12 protein-coding genes are annotated in these 17,196 nt (G+C 53.2%); 6 read left to right on the top strand and 6 right to left on the bottom strand.

Annotated elements, in window-relative coordinates; all coding sequences use genetic code 11:
• Positions 1 to 563: 563 nt before the first annotated feature.
• Entirely contained in the window at positions 564 to 1,127 is a 564-nt protein-coding gene (locus CG67_RS01145) for a GNAT family N-acetyltransferase (RefSeq protein WP_025901147.1), read from the top strand.
• On the top strand, positions 1,124 to 2,290 hold the full coding sequence (locus CG67_RS01140) for an amidohydrolase (protein ID WP_025901146.1): 1,167 nt from the start codon (positions 1,124 to 1,126) through the stop codon (positions 2,288 to 2,290). The genes CG67_RS01145 and CG67_RS01140 overlap by 4 nt, the downstream gene beginning before the upstream one ends.
• Positions 2,291 to 2,354: 64 nt before the next feature.
• On the opposite strand, the gene CG67_RS01135 is transcribed toward CG67_RS01140, so the two are convergent.
• The 3 genes from CG67_RS01135 to gabT form a co-directional block, all read right to left on the bottom strand.
• Entirely contained in the window at positions 2,355 to 3,116 is a 762-nt protein-coding gene (locus tag CG67_RS01135; protein WP_025901145.1) for a dimethylarginine dimethylaminohydrolase family protein, read from the bottom strand.
• 162 nt (positions 3,117 to 3,278) lie between these two features.
• Positions 3,279 to 4,682, bottom strand: coding sequence for a GABA permease (gene gabP / locus CG67_RS01125; RefSeq protein ID WP_025901143.1), 1,404 nt, complete (start codon positions 4,680 to 4,682; stop codon positions 3,279 to 3,281).
• A 131-nt stretch (positions 4,683 to 4,813) separates the two neighbouring features.
• Positions 4,814 to 6,070, bottom strand: a complete 1,257-nt coding sequence (gabT, locus tag CG67_RS01120) for a 4-aminobutyrate--2-oxoglutarate transaminase (RefSeq protein ID WP_025901142.1) — start codon at positions 6,068 to 6,070, stop codon at positions 4,814 to 4,816.
• Positions 6,071 to 6,184: 114 nt separating this feature from the next.
• Here gabT and CG67_RS01115 point away from each other — a divergent pair, with 114 nt between their 5' ends.
• Complete coding sequence (locus tag CG67_RS01115) at positions 6,185 to 7,699, top strand: PLP-dependent aminotransferase family protein (protein WP_025901141.1); 1,515 nt, start codon at positions 6,185 to 6,187, stop codon at positions 7,697 to 7,699.
• 38 nt (positions 7,700 to 7,737) lie between these two features.
• Here the strand turns inward: CG67_RS01115 and CG67_RS01110 are convergent, their stop codons facing one another.
• The 3 genes from CG67_RS01110 to CG67_RS01100 all read right to left on the bottom strand — a co-directional run bounded on the left by CG67_RS01110 (position 7,738) and on the right by CG67_RS01100 (position 12,995).
• Positions 7,738 to 9,114, bottom strand: coding sequence for an aldehyde dehydrogenase family protein (locus CG67_RS01110; RefSeq protein WP_025901140.1), 1,377 nt, complete (start codon positions 9,112 to 9,114; stop codon positions 7,738 to 7,740).
• A 365-nt stretch (positions 9,115 to 9,479) separates the two neighbouring features.
• Positions 9,480 to 10,847, bottom strand: a complete 1,368-nt coding sequence (locus CG67_RS01105) for an MFS transporter (RefSeq protein ID WP_025901139.1) — start codon at positions 10,845 to 10,847, stop codon at positions 9,480 to 9,482.
• A gap of 117 nt (positions 10,848 to 10,964) precedes the next feature.
• Positions 10,965 to 12,995: a choline transporter gene (locus tag CG67_RS01100; protein ID WP_025901138.1), complete on the bottom strand. Its 2,031-nt coding sequence runs from the start codon at positions 12,993 to 12,995 to the stop codon at positions 10,965 to 10,967.
• Between the two features lie 260 nt (positions 12,996 to 13,255).
• Here CG67_RS01100 and betI point away from each other — a divergent pair, with 260 nt between their 5' ends.
• The 3 genes from betI to betA are packed head-to-tail and all read left to right on the top strand — an operon-like array spanning position 13,256 to position 17,039.
• On the top strand, positions 13,256 to 13,861 hold the full coding sequence (gene betI / locus CG67_RS01095; RefSeq protein WP_025901137.1) for a transcriptional regulator BetI: 606 nt from the start codon (positions 13,256 to 13,258) through the stop codon (positions 13,859 to 13,861).
• Between the two features lie 3 nt (positions 13,862 to 13,864).
• Positions 13,865 to 15,337, top strand: a complete 1,473-nt coding sequence (gene betB / locus CG67_RS01090; RefSeq protein WP_025901136.1) for a betaine-aldehyde dehydrogenase — start codon at positions 13,865 to 13,867, stop codon at positions 15,335 to 15,337.
• 22 nt (positions 15,338 to 15,359) lie between these two features.
• Positions 15,360 to 17,039 (top strand): choline dehydrogenase, encoded by a 1,680-nt coding sequence (gene betA / locus CG67_RS01085; protein ID WP_025901135.1) that lies wholly within the window; start codon positions 15,360 to 15,362, stop codon positions 17,037 to 17,039.
• Positions 17,040 to 17,196: the final 157 nt, after the last annotated feature.

Here is a 17,196-nt window from a genome sequence, read left to right as displayed (position 1 = left end):
CCAGATATAAATTTACTTTTTCACTGGTCGCTTTAATCGTGTCATGGGTGAAAGTTTTCAGGGAATATATGCCCTGACTGACCTCTGTTCGTAATTTAAGTGCGGTTCGGTGAAAGGTGTCCCTGATATATTCCCGGAGGAGATATCATCGCGGACGTATCCGTAAGGCTTCCCCCTGAGTCTGTTCCGCGTATCTCTCCGTCCGGAAAAAAATAACCTGCCGGAGTGTCCCGGTGCAGGTATTTCCTGCTTCCTTCGTCCTCTCAGGCGTCAGAGGGGCCGCTGCCCACAATAATCATGGCGAAGCGCCATTTATCCGAAAAAAGAAATTATAGCTGCTCAATACATCCTATCTTTTCTGTTAAATACAGAGCCGGAAATAACAACCGCCATATTACGATGGAGGCTTATATTCGCAATAAAAAACACAAAGAGTAAATATCAACTACGCATTAGCTTATACAGACATTAACTATCTCTCTGTATTCATTTACTGATAAGTTATCCCACACTGGCAACTGACGTTATTCTTTTTTTAATCGTTTACCGGTAAGGAAAATTTTATGTCTCTTGATTTTCGTCAGGTCAGGGAAGATGAAACGGAGGATTATCAGGCGCTGATCCTGTCGGCTTATGCTGCGACGAAAGTGCCGGGTATTTATTTTGATGCCGCCAGTACCACCAGGGAAAAAACCCGGCGGCACATACAACATCACGGGGTATACGCCCTTTACGACGGAGCGACACTGGTTTCATCGGTCACTCTTCGCTATCCCTGGGGTCCTCAGCCTGGCCCGTTCGGCCTGCCACACCTTGGCTGGTTTGCTGCACACCCCGATTATCCGGGCAGGCATTACGGCCGTCAGGTCATGGAACGGGTAGAACAGGAAATACTGACCGGGCAATTACGGGCTCCGGCCGTTTCACTGGGTACAGCAGTCAGCCATCCCTGGCTGAAAAATATGTATCAGAAACGCGGGTTTATCCCTATGCATACCGCCGATTTGGGAAAAGGCCATATCACCCTGTATATGAAAAAAATCCTTGATGAGTCCGCGCACAAATACTGGTTGGCACAACACGCTATTCCACCCGTCACCGATGACAGGATAAAAGAAACACAATGACTGAATTCAATGAAAGCCGCTTTGCTGAAAGCCTGATCGCCTTTCGCCATGAACTGCACCGGTTTCCTGAATTATCGAATCAGGAATTCGAAACAACAGCCCGGCTTCGTGCCCGGCTGGGATCTCACCAGATCAGGATTTTAGATCTGCCATTGAAGACAGGGCTGGTCGCCGAAATCGGAGATCCGCAGGGGCCACTGGTGGTACTACGTTCGGATATTGATGCGCTGCCCATCGAAGAGCAGTCCGGCGTCGAATATCGTTCACAAAATCCGGGTGTCATGCATGCCTGCGGGCATGACTTCCATTGCACCGCGGCGCTGGGTGCAGCCATTCTGCTGAAAAAACAGGAAAGCACACTACCGGGCCGGGTCAGGATCCTTTTTCAGGCGGCAGAAGAAACCGGTCAGGGCGCACCGGAGATCATTAATACCGGTGCGTTAAAAAAAGCATTTGCGATCTTCGGGTTACATAATGACCCGACCCTGCCAGCCGGTGTCATTGGTACGAAAGCGGGAGCACTGACAGCAGCGGTAGATAAGTTCAGGATCACTGTCACCGGTACCGGCAGTCATGCAGCCCGTCCCCATGAAGGTAATGATCCCATCGTGATCGCCGGTCAGCTGATCACCGCATTGCAGACGCTGATCAGCCGGAATGCACCTTCCGCCGATAATGCCGTGGTCTCTGTGACACAGATACACAGCGGTACCACCTGGAATGTGATCCCGGACAGTGCCTGGCTGGAAGGTACGGTTCGGACTTTTTCGCCCGCAACACGTCAGTTGATTGAGACCCGCTTACGGCACCTGCTGAACGGTATAGCCACAGGGTTTGAAGCAAAAATCAGTCTGGACTGGCAGCCGGGTCCGCCACCGGTCATCAATGATGCTGACTGGGCCCGCTTTGCACTTCAGCAGGCGACCGACAGCGGGTTTGACGCCAGAGTCGTTGAAGCCAGCCCTATCGGTGAAGATTTTGCATTTTACCAGCAGCAACTTCCCGGCGCCTTTGTGATGGTGGGAACAGGCCAGCCATATGCCTTGCACCATCCGGCTTTCCGCATCAATGATGATGTCCTGTTACCGGTCTCCCGCTATCTGGCCCGGCTGGCAGAAAATGCGTTGCAGTCAGAACAGAGACCGCCAGATGGACATCACTGAGTCACTGGTCAGCTCTCTTCCTGAAAGCCGCCCGGCAGCATAAAAACGGGATACCCTACGGGGTTCAGAAACGTAACGAAAGACAGGATAAGCTGCCATCCATCCGTTTAAATTCACTGGTGTCGATGGTCACCACGGGCATACCGGTCTGACGAAGGATTTCCTGCGTGACCGGATATCCCGCTGGCATCAATAGTGTTCCGTTAATCAGTAAGGTATTCCCGGCATAGGCTTCATCATCAGGGATCACCAGCCTGCGGAACCCGGCAAACACGGGCAGGGCTTCATAAGCAGACGTCATCAGCAACGTATTCTGACCAATGTAATTCACTACACTTTTCAGATGCAGCCCGGAGTCCACCGGAACCGGTGTCACCCGATAGCCTAATGGCGTCACCACCGAGGTAAACTCATCAATTCCGGCCCTATTGGTGCGTCGGGTCAGCCCGATAAAAAAGTGTCGATCTGCCAGTAATACATCTCCGCCATCAAGCTGCCCTTTATCACTCATCACATACAGCGAGCGATACTTCTCCAGTTCAGAGGCCAGTAATGCGCCTTCGCCCTGACGGCTAAGTACGCCGGAATGCGTGATAATGGCCAGCTCCGGGAGAATAACCGCCGGGTCTTCCACAAAATGTGCATCCGGAAAATCAGACTCAGCCGGCAAAATAGTGACCCGGATCCCCAGTTCCAGCATAATTTCGATATACCGAAAAAATTGCTGGCGGGTTTTCCCGCTATCCGGCCGGCCGCTATTCGCCGTTGTTTGCCCTTCTGCACAATTCAGTGCAGGTAACCGGGTGATGACCTGTGTAAATTTCATGACCACCTCTTACGATAACCTCAGAATAAATATTTCCCCGGAACACGGTTACTGCGCAAAGGACAGATTCGCGGTCGGCCAGCCCGGTACAGCTCAAAAAAAACCGCAGTCACTCTGTCTGCGGTTTTATTATTATCAGCTCTTCATATCAGGCAAAGGCTATCAGATACCGTTTTCCTGTAACGATGAATGACTGCGGTTATTGCGCTGACGGCGGTGAATAACCAGTCCTGCCAGTACCACTAATAATGCCAGAATACCGGTCGCAATAATCTCGCTACGGTGGGCAGGCATAAACAGCATGGAGCAGAGGATACCCACGATCACTACAATCACCGCGTAGGTCAGGCCAGGGAACAGCCACATTCTGTAATCCAGTGCTTCCCCGCGTGCTTCCATACGTTTACGCATGACCAGATGCGAACAGGAAATGACCAGGTACACCAGCAAGGCAATCGCGCCTGAGCTGGCCAGCAGGAAGTCAAAGACTTCTGCCGGCGCAAAGTAGTTAGCAAACACCGCCAGGAACGCTGCCGCGGTGGAAGACAATACAGCCACCCACGGGGTTCCGCCTTTGTTGGTTTTAGCTGCCGCCGCAGGAGCATCTTTACGGGTTGCCAGTGAATAGAGCATACGTGACGAGGTATAAAGGGCCGAGTTCAGGCAGCTACACACCGCGGTCAGAACCACGATATCGACAATCAGCCGGGCATGCGGAATATTCATCAGTTCCAGCACCGTCTGATAAGACCCGTTTTTGGCCAGCGCCGGGGTATTCCACGGCACCAGAGAGACAATAAACAGAATCGATAACAGGTAGAACAGCGAGATACGCCAGATAACGGAGTTAGTCGCACGTGAAATTTCACGGCCCGGGTTTTTAGACTCTGCCGCAGCAATCGTGACAATCTCAGTACCCATAAATGAGAACATGGTGGTCAGGATAGCAGCCAGAACCGCGCCAAAACCGTGAGGCATAAAACCGTCGGTATCGTATAAGTGCGACATACCGCTGACCTGGCTGCCCGGCATCAGACCAAAAATAGCCACACATCCCAGTACCAGGAAAGCCACAATGGCGACAACTTTGACCAGTGCCAGCCAGAATTCAAATTCACCGTAATGTTTAACACTGAACAGGTTACTTGCCGTCAGTAACAATGTGATCACCAGAGTAAACTGCCAGATAGCGACCTGCGGGAACCACGAATTCAGTATGGTAGCCGCCGCATTGGCTTCCAGCGGGATCACCAGCACCCAGAACCACCAGTATAACCAGCCAATAGTAAACCCGGCCCAGCGGCCCAGGGCTTTTTGTGCATAAGTGGAGAACGAACCGGAATCGGGGGTGCTGACGGCCATTTCCGCCAGCATACGCATAATCAGTACCACCAGCCCGCCGGCGATGATATAGGCGATCAGCACAGCAGGCCCGGCTTCAGCAATCGCATGGCCGGAACCGACGAATAATCCCGCGCCGATAACACCGGCAATCGAGAGCATTCGGATGTGACGGGATTTCAGACCCGGAGATAATGAATCAGAAGCAGAAGAAGTGACGCTCATAGCTTTCCCTCAGTATAATTTTTTTTGCTAAGTGCCTGGCGGACCAGTCACCTGCGGTTGATCGGGAAGTGTTTTACCAGACTGCCCGGAGAGGAACGGTCTCCGGGACAGCCCATGAGAAATTCTCGTGATCAGGCCGCGTTTTCCTGCAATGCCTGAGTCAGAATGGCCAGTCCCTGACGGAACTGGTCGGTCGGGATGGTCAGAGGGTACAGGAAGCGGATGACATTACCTTTTTGTCCGCAGGTCAGCAGAAGTAAACCGGCTTCCATGGCGGCCGCCTGCACCTTACGTGCAACCTCTGCCTGATGGAATTCAACGGCGACCATCGAGCCCAGACCACGAACTTCATTGATTGCCGGACAACGCGCCTGCAGCTCCTGCAGGCAACTGACCAGTTCACCGCCCAGTTGTTGTGAACGCTGACACAGTTGTTCTTCATCAATGGCATCCAGCACCGCATGTGCTGCTGCAATCGACAGCGGGTTACCGGCATAGGTACCGCCCAGTCCGCCCGGGTTCGGGGCATCCATGACTTCTGCACGGCCCGCAACGGCTGACAGCGGGAAGCCACCGGCCAGGCTTTTCGCCATCGTGATAATGTCAGGTTTAACATCGAAGTTTTCCATCGCAAACAGCGTACCGGTACGGGCAAACCCGGTTTGTACTTCATCGGCAATCAGCAGGATGCCATGTTTATCTGCCAGTTCGCGTAGCGCGGTCATAAAGGCGTTCGGCGCCACACGGAAGCCGCCCTCCCCCTGTACCGGCTCCAGTACGATAGCCGCCACGTTATGAGGCGCAATATCATAATGGAAGATATCGTCCAGACTGTTCAGGGCCTGCTCAACAGTGATCTCTTTCTCATCCGGGAAACGCCCGTGGAACACGGAAGGAACCATCGGACCGAAATCCTGTTTGTAAGGTGCCACTTTTCCGGTCATCGCCATTGTCATCATGGTACGACCATGGAACGCGCCGCCGAAGGTGATAACGCCATGACGGCCGGTATAGCTGCGGGCAATCTTCACTGCGTTTTCTACCGCTTCTGCACCGGTAGAGAAGAATGCCGTTTTTGCCGGGCCTTCCACCGGAACACGCTGGTTAATACGTTCAGCCAGAGAGATATAACTTTCGTAAGGCACAATTTGGAAAGCCGTGTGCGTGAATTTATCGAGCTGTTCTTTTACCGCCGCCACGACTTTCGGATGGCGATGCCCGGTATTCAGTACAGCGATACCGCCAGCAAAATCAATAACTTCACGTCCCTCGGTATCCCAGAGTGTGGCATTTTCGGCTTTGCTGGCATACCAGTCACACATGACAGCATTGCCACGTGGCAGCGCATTTTGTTTGCGTTGATTTAATGTATTTTTAGAATCGCTCATGGTGTTTCTGCCTCGTTAATCTGGCTGATGGACTTTTATTAATAAACTCCGTTTATTTATCCTGCCATTTGAGGTAGTTTCCAGAGCCATTCATCATCAAAATGAGGGAGCCAATTGCGGACACTCTACACCGACCACCTTTTGGAACGTTTACAGTTTGAGCAGCACGGCAGACTGCATCAGCGTGTCTTACGGGTCCTACAGCAGGCCATCATCGAGGGTGTCTTTCCGCCGGAAACACGTTTGCCTTCCACCCGGGATTTAGCAAAACAACTGGGTGTTTCACGTAATACCGTGATGACTGCCTATGACAGCTTGCTGGCGGAAGGTTATGTCACCTCACGCACAGGAAGCGGGACACGGGTGGCCGCCACCCTGCCGGAATTCTGCCTGAACAGTGAAAAATCCGCAGAGCTCCCCCACTCCGCGCAGACATTGCCCCCCAGCCTTTCGTCACGCGGTGCCGCACTGCTCGGCTATGCCACCGCCTCCCCGTTTCAGTGGGGTGCTTTTGTGCCCGGGGCTCCGGATGTGACGGCATTCCCCCATAAAATACTGAGTAAAATTCAGGCGAAACTGCATCAGCAGCCGGAAATCGATCAGCTTATCTACAGTAACGGCGGCGGATGCCCGCACCTGCGGCAGGCGCTGGCGGATTATCTGCGGGTTGTCCGTTCCATTCGTGCCGATGCCGATCAGATAATCATTACAGAAGGGATCCATCAGGCCGTTGATCTGGTATCGAGGGTACTGAGTGATCAGAATGATCCGGTCTGGATAGAGGAACCGGGTTACTGGGGAACCCGTAACCTGTTGCGGATCAACGGACTGGATGTGCATCCGGTTCCGGTCGATGAAGAAGGGATGATCCCCGAGATCACCGCCCGCCATCCGGCCCCGAAAATGGTGTTTGTGACCCCTTCCCACCAGTACCCTCTGGGGGTTCACCTGAGCCTGAGTCGCCGGAAACACCTGCTGGCAATGGCACGCCGCCATCATTTCTGGATAATCGAAGACGATTACGACAGTGAATTCCGTTTTTCGGGAAGCCCGTACCCTTCGCTGCAAGGCCTGGAAGACGATGCTCCGGTACTTTATATGGGAACCTTCAGCAAAACGCTCTATCCTGCACTGCGTATCGGTTATCTGGTGGTCCCAAAAAGTCTGCAACAGCCCCTGCGCACGGCAGCAGCAGAGTTATATCGCGGTGGCCATTTAATTATCCAGCGGGCAGTATCGGAATTTATCAGCCAGGGCCATTATGCAGCACATATCCGCCGTATGCGTCTGCTCTACAGTCAGCGGCGGCGGTTTCTGCTGGGGCTTATCCAGCGGTATCTTGGCGAAGCCTTTATGCCCCCCTATAACCATGATGCAGGGTTGCATCTGGTACTGAGGTTACCGGATAAAAGTGATGATGTTGCCATTGCCCGCGAAGCGCTGCGTAAAGGTGTCAGCGTGCGGCCATTGTCGCAATATTATATGCAACGTCAGAAAAAACGCGGGTTATTACTGGGATATGCCTGTGTTAACGAGCAGCAGATCTTCACGGCTTTTAATCTGCTGAGACAATGTCTGATCAATGCCGGACTTTGTCGTGTGCGCCCTGCGTCACAGAGCGATAGCTAAAAAAATACCCTGTCTGAAAAGACAGGGTATTGTTCAGATTAACGGCGGTTACGCCATACGGTCTGAATATTACAGAACTCGTGCAGTCCGAAATGGTTTAACTCACGGCCATAACCACTTTTCTTCACTCCACCGATAGTCACCCGTGGATCTGAAGCACCGTAACCGTTAATAAAGACTGCACCGGTTTCCAGAGTGAGCGCGAAATGATCCGCCACGGTTTCATCCGCCGTCCATACCGTCGCACTCAGACCAAATTCACTGTTGTTAGCCAGTTCCAGTGCATGATCGGCATCTTTTGCAGTGATCAGCGCCGCCACAGGACCAAAGATTTCCTGGCGGAACGCCGTCATTGACTCGCTGACATCGGCCAGGATGGTCGGCGCATAATAGTTACCGGCACCTTCGATTTTCTCACCACCACAGACCAGACGGGCACCCTGCTTCAGGGTTTCAACGACCTGATTATGCAGTTCATCACGCAGATCGTAGCGTGCCATTGGCCCCAGGTAGTTCGCTTCATCCAGCGGATCACCCATTTTCAGCGCCTGTACTGCGGCCAGGAAGCGGGCTTCAAATTCGGCCGCCACCGGCGCTTCAATAATAAAGCGCTTCGCTGCCATGCAGACCTGTCCGGTATTCTGATAACGACCCGCGACGGCTGCTTTCACCGCTTCATCCAGATCCGCATCGGCCAGCACAATAAACGGATCGGACCCGCCCAGTTCCAGCACCGTTTTCTTCAGCGCAGCCCCTGCCTGTGTAGCAATCGCTGCACCCGCACCGACACTACCGGTCACTGCCACGGCGGCAACACGCGGGTCTTTGATCAGTGCTGAGACACCCTCATTCGTGACATTCAGTAATTCAAATGTCCCTTCCGGGAAGCCCACGGTGTTCATCACATCCTGCAGTAACAATGCACATCCCATGACGTTCGGCGCATGTTTCAGGACATAGGTGTTCCCGGCCAGCAGCATTCCGGCGGCTCCGCGCAGTACCTGCCAGTAAGGGAAGTTCCACGGCATAACCGCCAGGATCACGCCCAGCGGACGAAATTCCTGCCAGGCTTGCTGATTTTCAACCTGGGTCGGCTGAGCCGCCAGTACCGCCGGGCCATTGTCCGCATACCATTCACACACCTGCGCACATTTGTTCACTTCAGCACGCGCCTGCGCGATCGGCTTGCCCATTTCCAGGGTCATCATTTCCGCCAGTTCATCACAACGTTCACGCAGACGAACCGCCAGTGTCCGTAACACTTCAACGCGGTCTTCCATTGAAGTAACCCGCCACTCTTTCAGCGCGGTAGTGCTGCGCTGCAGGCTGCTTTCAATAGCATCGCCGTCCTGAAACGGATAACGGGCGATTTCTTCACCGGTAGTGGGGTTCAGAGATAAAGCATAATCAGTCATAAGGGATCCTTGCTGCAATGTCAGGGAGAATGGAGACACCATACGCCGGGTGAATGATGATTAAAAATGAATATTTATAACGAAGTTGCTCACAAATTAAGAAAGGGAGCTGCGGCGCGTTGAAGAGGAACTACGGTGGATCATAGGGTGACTCCCGCCCTGCCTGCCGGGTTCGTCTGTGGCTTCAATATCAGCACGTTCACCTCGAAATTCAATCATAAAGAGTCTCTGTTGATTATAATCGACACTTTTACAGGGTGATATAAATCAGATTTTCCCTATGATGAAAATAACCGTTAGCAGGTCCGACCGGCGCAGAGACATGCTTTGTCTGCCGCTGCCGGTCAGGCCGTTAAAAGCCCCTGTCAGGGCCACGGCTCACGGTGGTGCTCCTCTTCCTGCGGTGGCTGTACGGCAGCCTTCTCACCCTCCGGGGCGTCTGTTGTGTCATTTTCTGTCTCGTCGTCTTCCGGCGTATTGACCATCGTATTCTGAATATCTTCTTCATCCAGCGTCGGGTTCAACGCAGCGGCCAGTGGTGAACTTACCAGACCATCGGTCAGCGGAACGTGCGGAACCTGACTTTCCTGCAGCGCGACCGGAACCGGTGATCTGAACCAGGTCAGCCCGATAATGACCACACCACAACATGCAAAAAACAGATATAACATATTGCCGCCCAGAGGCTGCATCACTGCACCGGTCAGCAGCGGTCCGATACTGGCTCCGATACCATAAGACATCAGCAGGCACGCGGTCAGGGAGACCCGGCGCTCAGCCACAATCCGGTCATTAGCCATCGCCACCGCCAGCGGATATAACGCAAACTGCATCATACTGACGACAAAGGAGATGCCGAGAATAGTGATAAAACTGAGATGTTTCAGGAACGCCAGCGGCAGCGAGGTGATGAGAAACAAAATCGCAATAAAAAACAACAGGTGTCCGCGATCATAACGGTCGGATAACCAGCTCAGTGGAAACTGAGTCACCAGTCCGGCAAAAATAGTGACCGCCATAAAGGTACCGGTCTGTGAAGTCGACAGCACCATCTGGTTAGCGTAGACCGGAGCCATACCATAGAACGCTCCGACCACCATCCCGGTGACCAGCGTAATGATCAGGATCTTCGGAATTTTCTTCAGAAAATACCCCAGTTCCAGCGGAGCGGGCGACATCGGCTGCACTTTTGTTCGGGTGGTCAGCGCAATAGGGACCAGACACAGGGCAAAACAGAGGGCGACTATCAGTAGCGGTAGCATCCCGAAACCAGTTTCCAGCGACAGAATAATCTGCCCGGCAGAGAGCCCCAGGTAAGTCGCCACCATATAAAAACCAAAAATAACGCCACGCTGATCAGACTCCGCCTGATCATTCAGCCAGCTTTCCAAAACCATATACTGGCTCATCATGCATAACCCGATGATAAAACGCAGCACAATCCAGACCGGGACATAACTACTCAGCCCATGGCCTATCACTGACGCAGTAATAATCCCCGCGCAGGCGACATAGGCGCGGATATGTCCCACGCGGGCAATCAGGTTATGTCCAATCTTACCGCCGACCACCAGCCCGACATAGTTTGCCGCAGTGATCAGACCGATGACCGTACCGCTCACATTTTCATGGGCCAGCCGTAACGAAACATAGGTCGTCAGCAGGCCGGAGCCCAGCAGCATCAGAAGTGTCGTGGTGTAAAGGGGCAGAAAGGTATTAAGGATTTTTTGCATTACATCTCCCTGAGTGCAGTTCACAGGATGCGATAACGCCGGAAACATGCTGACCGGGGCCGCTCCCCGGCCCCGCAGATAATGGCAGAGGGTGTTCCTCTGCCGGGTCAATCCCCCTTATAAATGCGGAAAATTGATATGATTTCCAGGCGCTTCCCGGTGTAAATGGATAAAGTTCAGGTGGCGTTCATATTGATCAAGGATATCAATGATCACCTGCTCTTTACTGTAGTCCATTAAATCGTTGCCCTGGCTTCCTTCAAGCAAAAAAGTTTCCAGCCGGTAGTAACTGGACTTACCGCTCCGTGCCCGATAGGTGAAGCCGGGAACCGAATATTTCTGCGGCCAGATCTCATACACAAAGTTTTGCTCTTCACCCAGGTTCACCTTCAGTGAGAGGTGCCCCAGATCGTCATCTCCTTCCGGCAGCAGGTTCTCCGAGGCCACCTGTGCACCGCGTAATTCAAGCTCTTTCGCCACTTCCTGCATCGCAGGCCAGCAGGTCTGCTCAAGCATTTCACGGGTATACCCTGTGCCCGGATAGTTCATCAATCGGGAAAGCCGTTTTTTCCAGCTACGGCGGTCATGAGCCGTGGCCAGATAAGGCGCAGTGTCACGGCTGGCACTGACACGGCGATAATCCTCAACTTTCAGCGACTTATACAGCCCTGCCATCACAAAGAAAATAACAAAACTGAACGGTAATCCCATAATCACGGTGGTGCTTTGCAGCGCCGAGATCCCGTTAGCCATCAGCATCCCCAGAGTCAGTACCCCAATGACGACCGACCAGAAAATACGGATCCAGTTAGGCGCATCACTATTGATATCCTTCAGGCGTGAGGTGAAGTTCCCTAATACCAGTGCCCCCGAATCCGCCGACGTCACATAAAACAGTAAGCCGGTAATGGTGGCCACCGACGCACTAAAGGTAAAGGCCGGATATTGTGCCAGCAGGTTATAAAAACCGCGCTCAGGATGCTGCATTACATCGTTGGCGAAACTCAGATTACCGTGAATAATCTGGTAGAGCGCTGCATTTCCGAACACCGAAAGCCATAACAGCGTGAAGGCAAAGGGAATAATCAGGGTACCGAGCACAAATTCCCGGATGGTACGGCCACGGGAGATACGCGCCAGAAACAGGCCGACAAACGGCGACCAGGCGACCCACCAGGCCCAGAAAAACAGGGTCCAGTTATTCATCCATTCGGTCGGACGATTAAAGGCAAAGGTGTTCAGCGTCATGCCCATAAAGCGGTTAATATAATCACCGACATTCAGCACCAGCGCATTGAGTAAAAATTCGGTATTGCCAAAAAATAGCACAAAGAGGATCAAGCCCAGTGCCAGCAGGACATTGAGTTCAGAGAGTAAGCGGATCCCTTTATCCACCCCGGAGGTCACTGAAATGGTCGCGATGATCACAGAAAGCACGATCAGGGCGGCTTTAGTGCTCAGGCTGTCCGGGATATGAAATAACACATTCAGCCCGTAGTTCAGCTGTACGACGCCAATGCCCAGAGTGGTCGCAATCCCGAAAATAGTCCCCACCACCGCAGCAATATCAACCGTATGTCCGATAGGGCCATTCACCCGCTTACCGAATATCGGGTATAAGGCCGAACGGATGGTCAGAGGCAGGTTATAGCGGTAACTGAAGTAACCGAGTGCGATGCCCATCAGGGCATACATCGACCAGCCCGTCACCCCGTAATGGAATAATGTCCAGACCATCGACTGTCTGGCAGCTTCCAGAGTCTGCCCTGCCCCTTCCGGGGGCTGCATATACTGGGTGACCGGTTCTGCCACCGAGAAAAACATCAGGTCAATACCGATACCAGCGGCAAACAGCATGGCAGCCCAGCTCGGTAAGCTGAATTCCGGTTTCGAGTGTTCCGGGCCAAGTTTAATGGCACCAAAGCGGGACACGGCCATAAACAGCACGAAGACAATATACAGGGTTGCGGCCAGCATGTAGTACCAGCCAAAGGTGGCGGATACCCAATTGACTGTCGTCTGAATGATCCTGGCTGAAGTCTCGCTGAAGAAAAACGTCATCAGCGAAAACAGCAGGATCAATCCTGCGGAGGTGTAAAACACCACCGGGTTGATTCTGTCTTTTCCTTCGGCGGGTGGGTGATTCATTCAATACCTCCGGGTTGAGCGATGTAAGACTGCAGGCGGGCCCGTTTATGTCGGGGAAGACTCAGAAGACACCAGCATAACGGGCTAAAAATATTCTCTGCGAAAATGTCCTGAAGCAGTTATTTATTCTGAGGTCAGGCCTTTTCTCCTGACCTTATACCTGCCGGACCGGCTAATCATAACAATTTCCTTTTTTATATTGAACATCCAATCAAAAAAAGATTTAATACCTCATAACAAAGTGTCGGGGAGTCAGCGGTATGCCTAAAGTAGGTATGCAACCCATTCGTCGGCGTCAGCTTATCGATGCCACACTGGAAACTATCAATGATGTCGGGCTGCATTACGCCACTATCGCGCAGATAGCGAAACGTGCAGGGGTTTCAACAGGGATCATCAGCCACTATTTCGGGGACAAAAACGGGCTGCTGGAAGCCACGATGCGTGACATTACTTCACAGCTTCGGACCGCTGTCCTCAGCCGGTTAAAGCAACAACCGGACGCCGATGCCAGTGCTCGTTTATCGGCGATCGTTGATGGTAACTTTGATGATACACAGTTACACAGTGCCGCAATGAAGGCCTGGCTCGATTTCTGGGCCAGCAGTATGCATCAGCCGATGCTGCACCGCTTACAGGTCGCCAGCAGCCAACGGCTGCTGTCGACACTGATTTCGGAATTTCGCCGTGAACTGCCCCGGGACAAGGCCAGAATTGCCGGGTATGGGCTATCAGCACTCATTGACGGGTTGTGGCTGCGTGCCGCACTGAGCGGAAAACCTTTCGATAAAGCCTCAGCGAAAGCGCTCACCACCCAATTCATCCGCCAGCAACTGGCGGACAAAAAATCAACTGACGGAGAATAAACTATGTCACGATTCGCAGAACAGTTACTGTACATCAACGGAGCCAGTGTGCCCGCACAGAGCGGTTCGACGTTTCAGACGGTGAACCCCGCCAATGGAGAAGTTCTTGCCACGGTCCATGAAGCCGGGCAGGAAGATGTGGAACTTGCAGTGGCGGCAGCGCGCCGGGGCCAGAAAATCTGGGCAGCGATGACGGCTGTCGAACGTTCACGTATTCTGCGCAAAGCCGTGGATCTGTTGCGTGAACGCAACGACGAGCTGGCCGCACTGGAAACCCTGGATACCGGGAAACCCCTGAGCGAAACACAGGCCGTCGATATCGTCACCGGGGCTGATGTACTGGAATATTATGCCGGCCTGGCCACCACGCTTGAAGGTCAGCAAATTCCGCTGCGTGATACCTCATTCGCCTACACCCGCCGTGAACCCCTGGGTGTGGTTGCCGGTATCGGTGCCTGGAACTATCCGATTCAGATTGCACTCTGGAAATCTGCCCCGGCCCTGGCCGCGGGTAATGCCATGATTTTCAAACCCAGTGAAGTCACCCCACTGACCGCCCTGAAACTGGCTGAAATCTATACTGAAGCCGGTGTGCCGGATGGCGTCTTCAACGTATTGCCGGGCACCGGTGCGATTACCGGCCAGGCGCTGACTGAACATCCGGGGATCGATAAAGTCTCCTTTACCGGAGGCGTGGTCAGTGGCCGTAAAGTCATGGCCAATGCTGCCGGCTCTACTCTGAAAGAAGTCACCATGGAACTGGGCGGAAAATCACCGCTGGTGATTTGTGACGATGCTGACCTGGATCTGGCCGCCGATATCGCCATGATGGCTAACTTTTACAGTTCCGGTCAGGTCTGTACCAACGGTACCCGTGTCTTTATTCCGTCGGCACTGAAAAAGGAATTTGAGCAAAAGATCATGACCCGCGTTGCCCGCATCCGTGCCGGTGATCCGCAGCAGCCGGACACTAACTTCGGACCGCTGGTCAGCTTTGCCCATCGCGATAATGTGCTGCGTTTCATCCGTTCCGGTATCGAAAGTGGCGCTACCTTACTGTGCGGGGGTGAAGCGCTGACGTCTCCGGGCTTTGCAGAGGGTGCCTGGGTTGCCCCTACCGTCTTTACCGATTGCACCGATGATATGGAAATTGTCCGTGAAGAGATCTTTGGTCCGGTGATGTCGATCCTGACTTATGAGGATGAAGAAGAAGTCATCCGCCGGGCCAATGATACCGATTTCGGTCTGGCCGCCGGTGTAGTGACACCGTCAATCAACCGGGCTCATCGCATTATCCACCAGCTGGAAGCCGGGATTTGCTGGATCAATACCTGGGGAGAATCCCCGGCAGAAATGCCGGTCGGTGGCTATAAACATTCAGGGATCGGCCGTGAAAACGGACAAATGACGCTGCAAAGTTATACCCGGGTGAAATCTGTTCAGGTCGAACTGGAAACCTTCCAGTCCGTATTTTAAACACTTAGCCTGAGGAATAATGATGGAATTTGATTATATTGTTATCGGTGCCGGCTCTGCCGGTAACGTACTGGCCACTCGTCTTACCGAAGACAGCAAGGTTAACGTCTTACTGCTGGAAGCGGGCGGCCCCGACTATCGTGCCGATTTCCGGACTCAGATGCCGGCGGCACTGGCCTATCCGCTACAGGGTAAGCGCTATAACTGGGCCTATGAAACCGACCCGGAACCCCATATGAATAATCGCCGCATGGAGTGCGGGCGAGGAAAAGGCCTCGGCGGATCCTCGCTGATCAACGGCATGTGCTATATCCGCGGTAACGCGATGGACCTGGAAAACTGGTCTAAAGCCCCGGGGCTGGAAAACTGGACCTATGCGGACTGCCTGCCCTACTACCGTAAGGCGGAAACCCGCGATATCGGCCCGAATGATTATCACGGTGGCGAAGGCCCGGTCAGTGTTGCAACGCCGAAAGCGGATAAAAACCCGTTATTCGACGCCATGGTTGAAGCCGGTGTGCAGGCCGGTTACCCGCGGACGGATGATCTGAATGGTTTTCAGCAGGAAGGTTTCGGTCCGATGGATCGCACCGTGACCAAAAACGGTCGCCGCTCCAGCACCGCACGCGGTTATCTGGATCAGGCCAAACAACGCAGTAACCTGACCATTGTGACCCATGCCACCACAGATCGTATTCTGTTCGAAGGTAAGCGGGCCATCGCCGTGGAATACCTGCAGGGTGATAACAAAACCCCTGTCCGTGCTACCGCACGCAAAGAAGTGCTGCTGTCCGCCGGCGCCATCGCTTCACCACAGATCCTGCAACGCTCCGGTGTCGGCCCTGCGGAGTTGCTGAAAAAATTCAATATTCCGGTCGTTCATGATTTACCCGGTGTCGGGGAAAATCTGCAGGACCACCTGGAAATGTATCTGCAATATGAATGTAAAGAACCGGTATCCCTGTATCCGGCACTGAAATGGTGGAATCAGCCAAAAATCGGTGCGGAGTGGATGTTCAACGGTACCGGTATCGGTGCCAGTAACCAGTTTGAGGCCGGCGGGTTTATCCGCAGCCGCGAAGAGTTCACCTGGCCGAACATCCAGTACCATTTCCTGCCGGTCGCGATCAACTACAACGGTACCAATGCCATTGAAGCCCATGGCTTCCAGTGTCATGTCGGATCTATGCGTTCACCGAGCCGTGGTCGTGTACAGCTGAAATCACGCGATCCTCATGAACATCCGTCGATTCTGTTTAACTATATGTCCCATGAGCAGGACTGGCAGGAATTCCGTGACTGTATCCGCCTGACCCGTGAGATTATCAATCAGCCCGCGCTGGATAAATATCGCGGCAAAGAACTGAGCCCGGGCATGGACTGCCAGAGCGATGAACAGCTGGATGAGTTTGTGCGTAACCATGCGGAAACGGCTTACCACCCTTGCGGAACCTGTAAAATGGGTAACGATGAGATGGCGGTTGTTGATGCAGAAGGCCGTGTTCACGGGCTTCAGGGGCTGCGTGTCGTTGATGCCTCGATCATGCCTGAAATTGTTACAGGTAACCTGAACGCAACCACCATCATGATCGGCGAAAAGATGGCGGATATTATCCGGGGTCGTCAGCCACTGCCACGCAGTACCGCACCTTACTATATTGCGGGCGATGCCCCGGCACGTAAGGCTCCGGTACGTAAATAATCTGATAAAACATCTCCCCGGGGGCAGCCATGGCTGCCCCTTTTTTTGATCTTCTGTTCGCTTTCTCGTCAATTTTTGTCAGTTTCACCTCTTTTCAGCAATATTAATTTACATCCCTTTACCTGAAAAATGAAAATCGCCATAATGAGAATAATCA

Source organism: Tatumella sp. UCD-D_suzukii (genome assembly GCF_000611875.2).
Classification (GTDB): Bacteria; Pseudomonadota; Gammaproteobacteria; order Enterobacterales; family Enterobacteriaceae; genus Tatumella; species Tatumella ptyseos.
The sequence above is the reverse complement of the archived record's forward strand: the minus strand, read 5'-3'. Positions and strand labels throughout refer to the sequence as shown.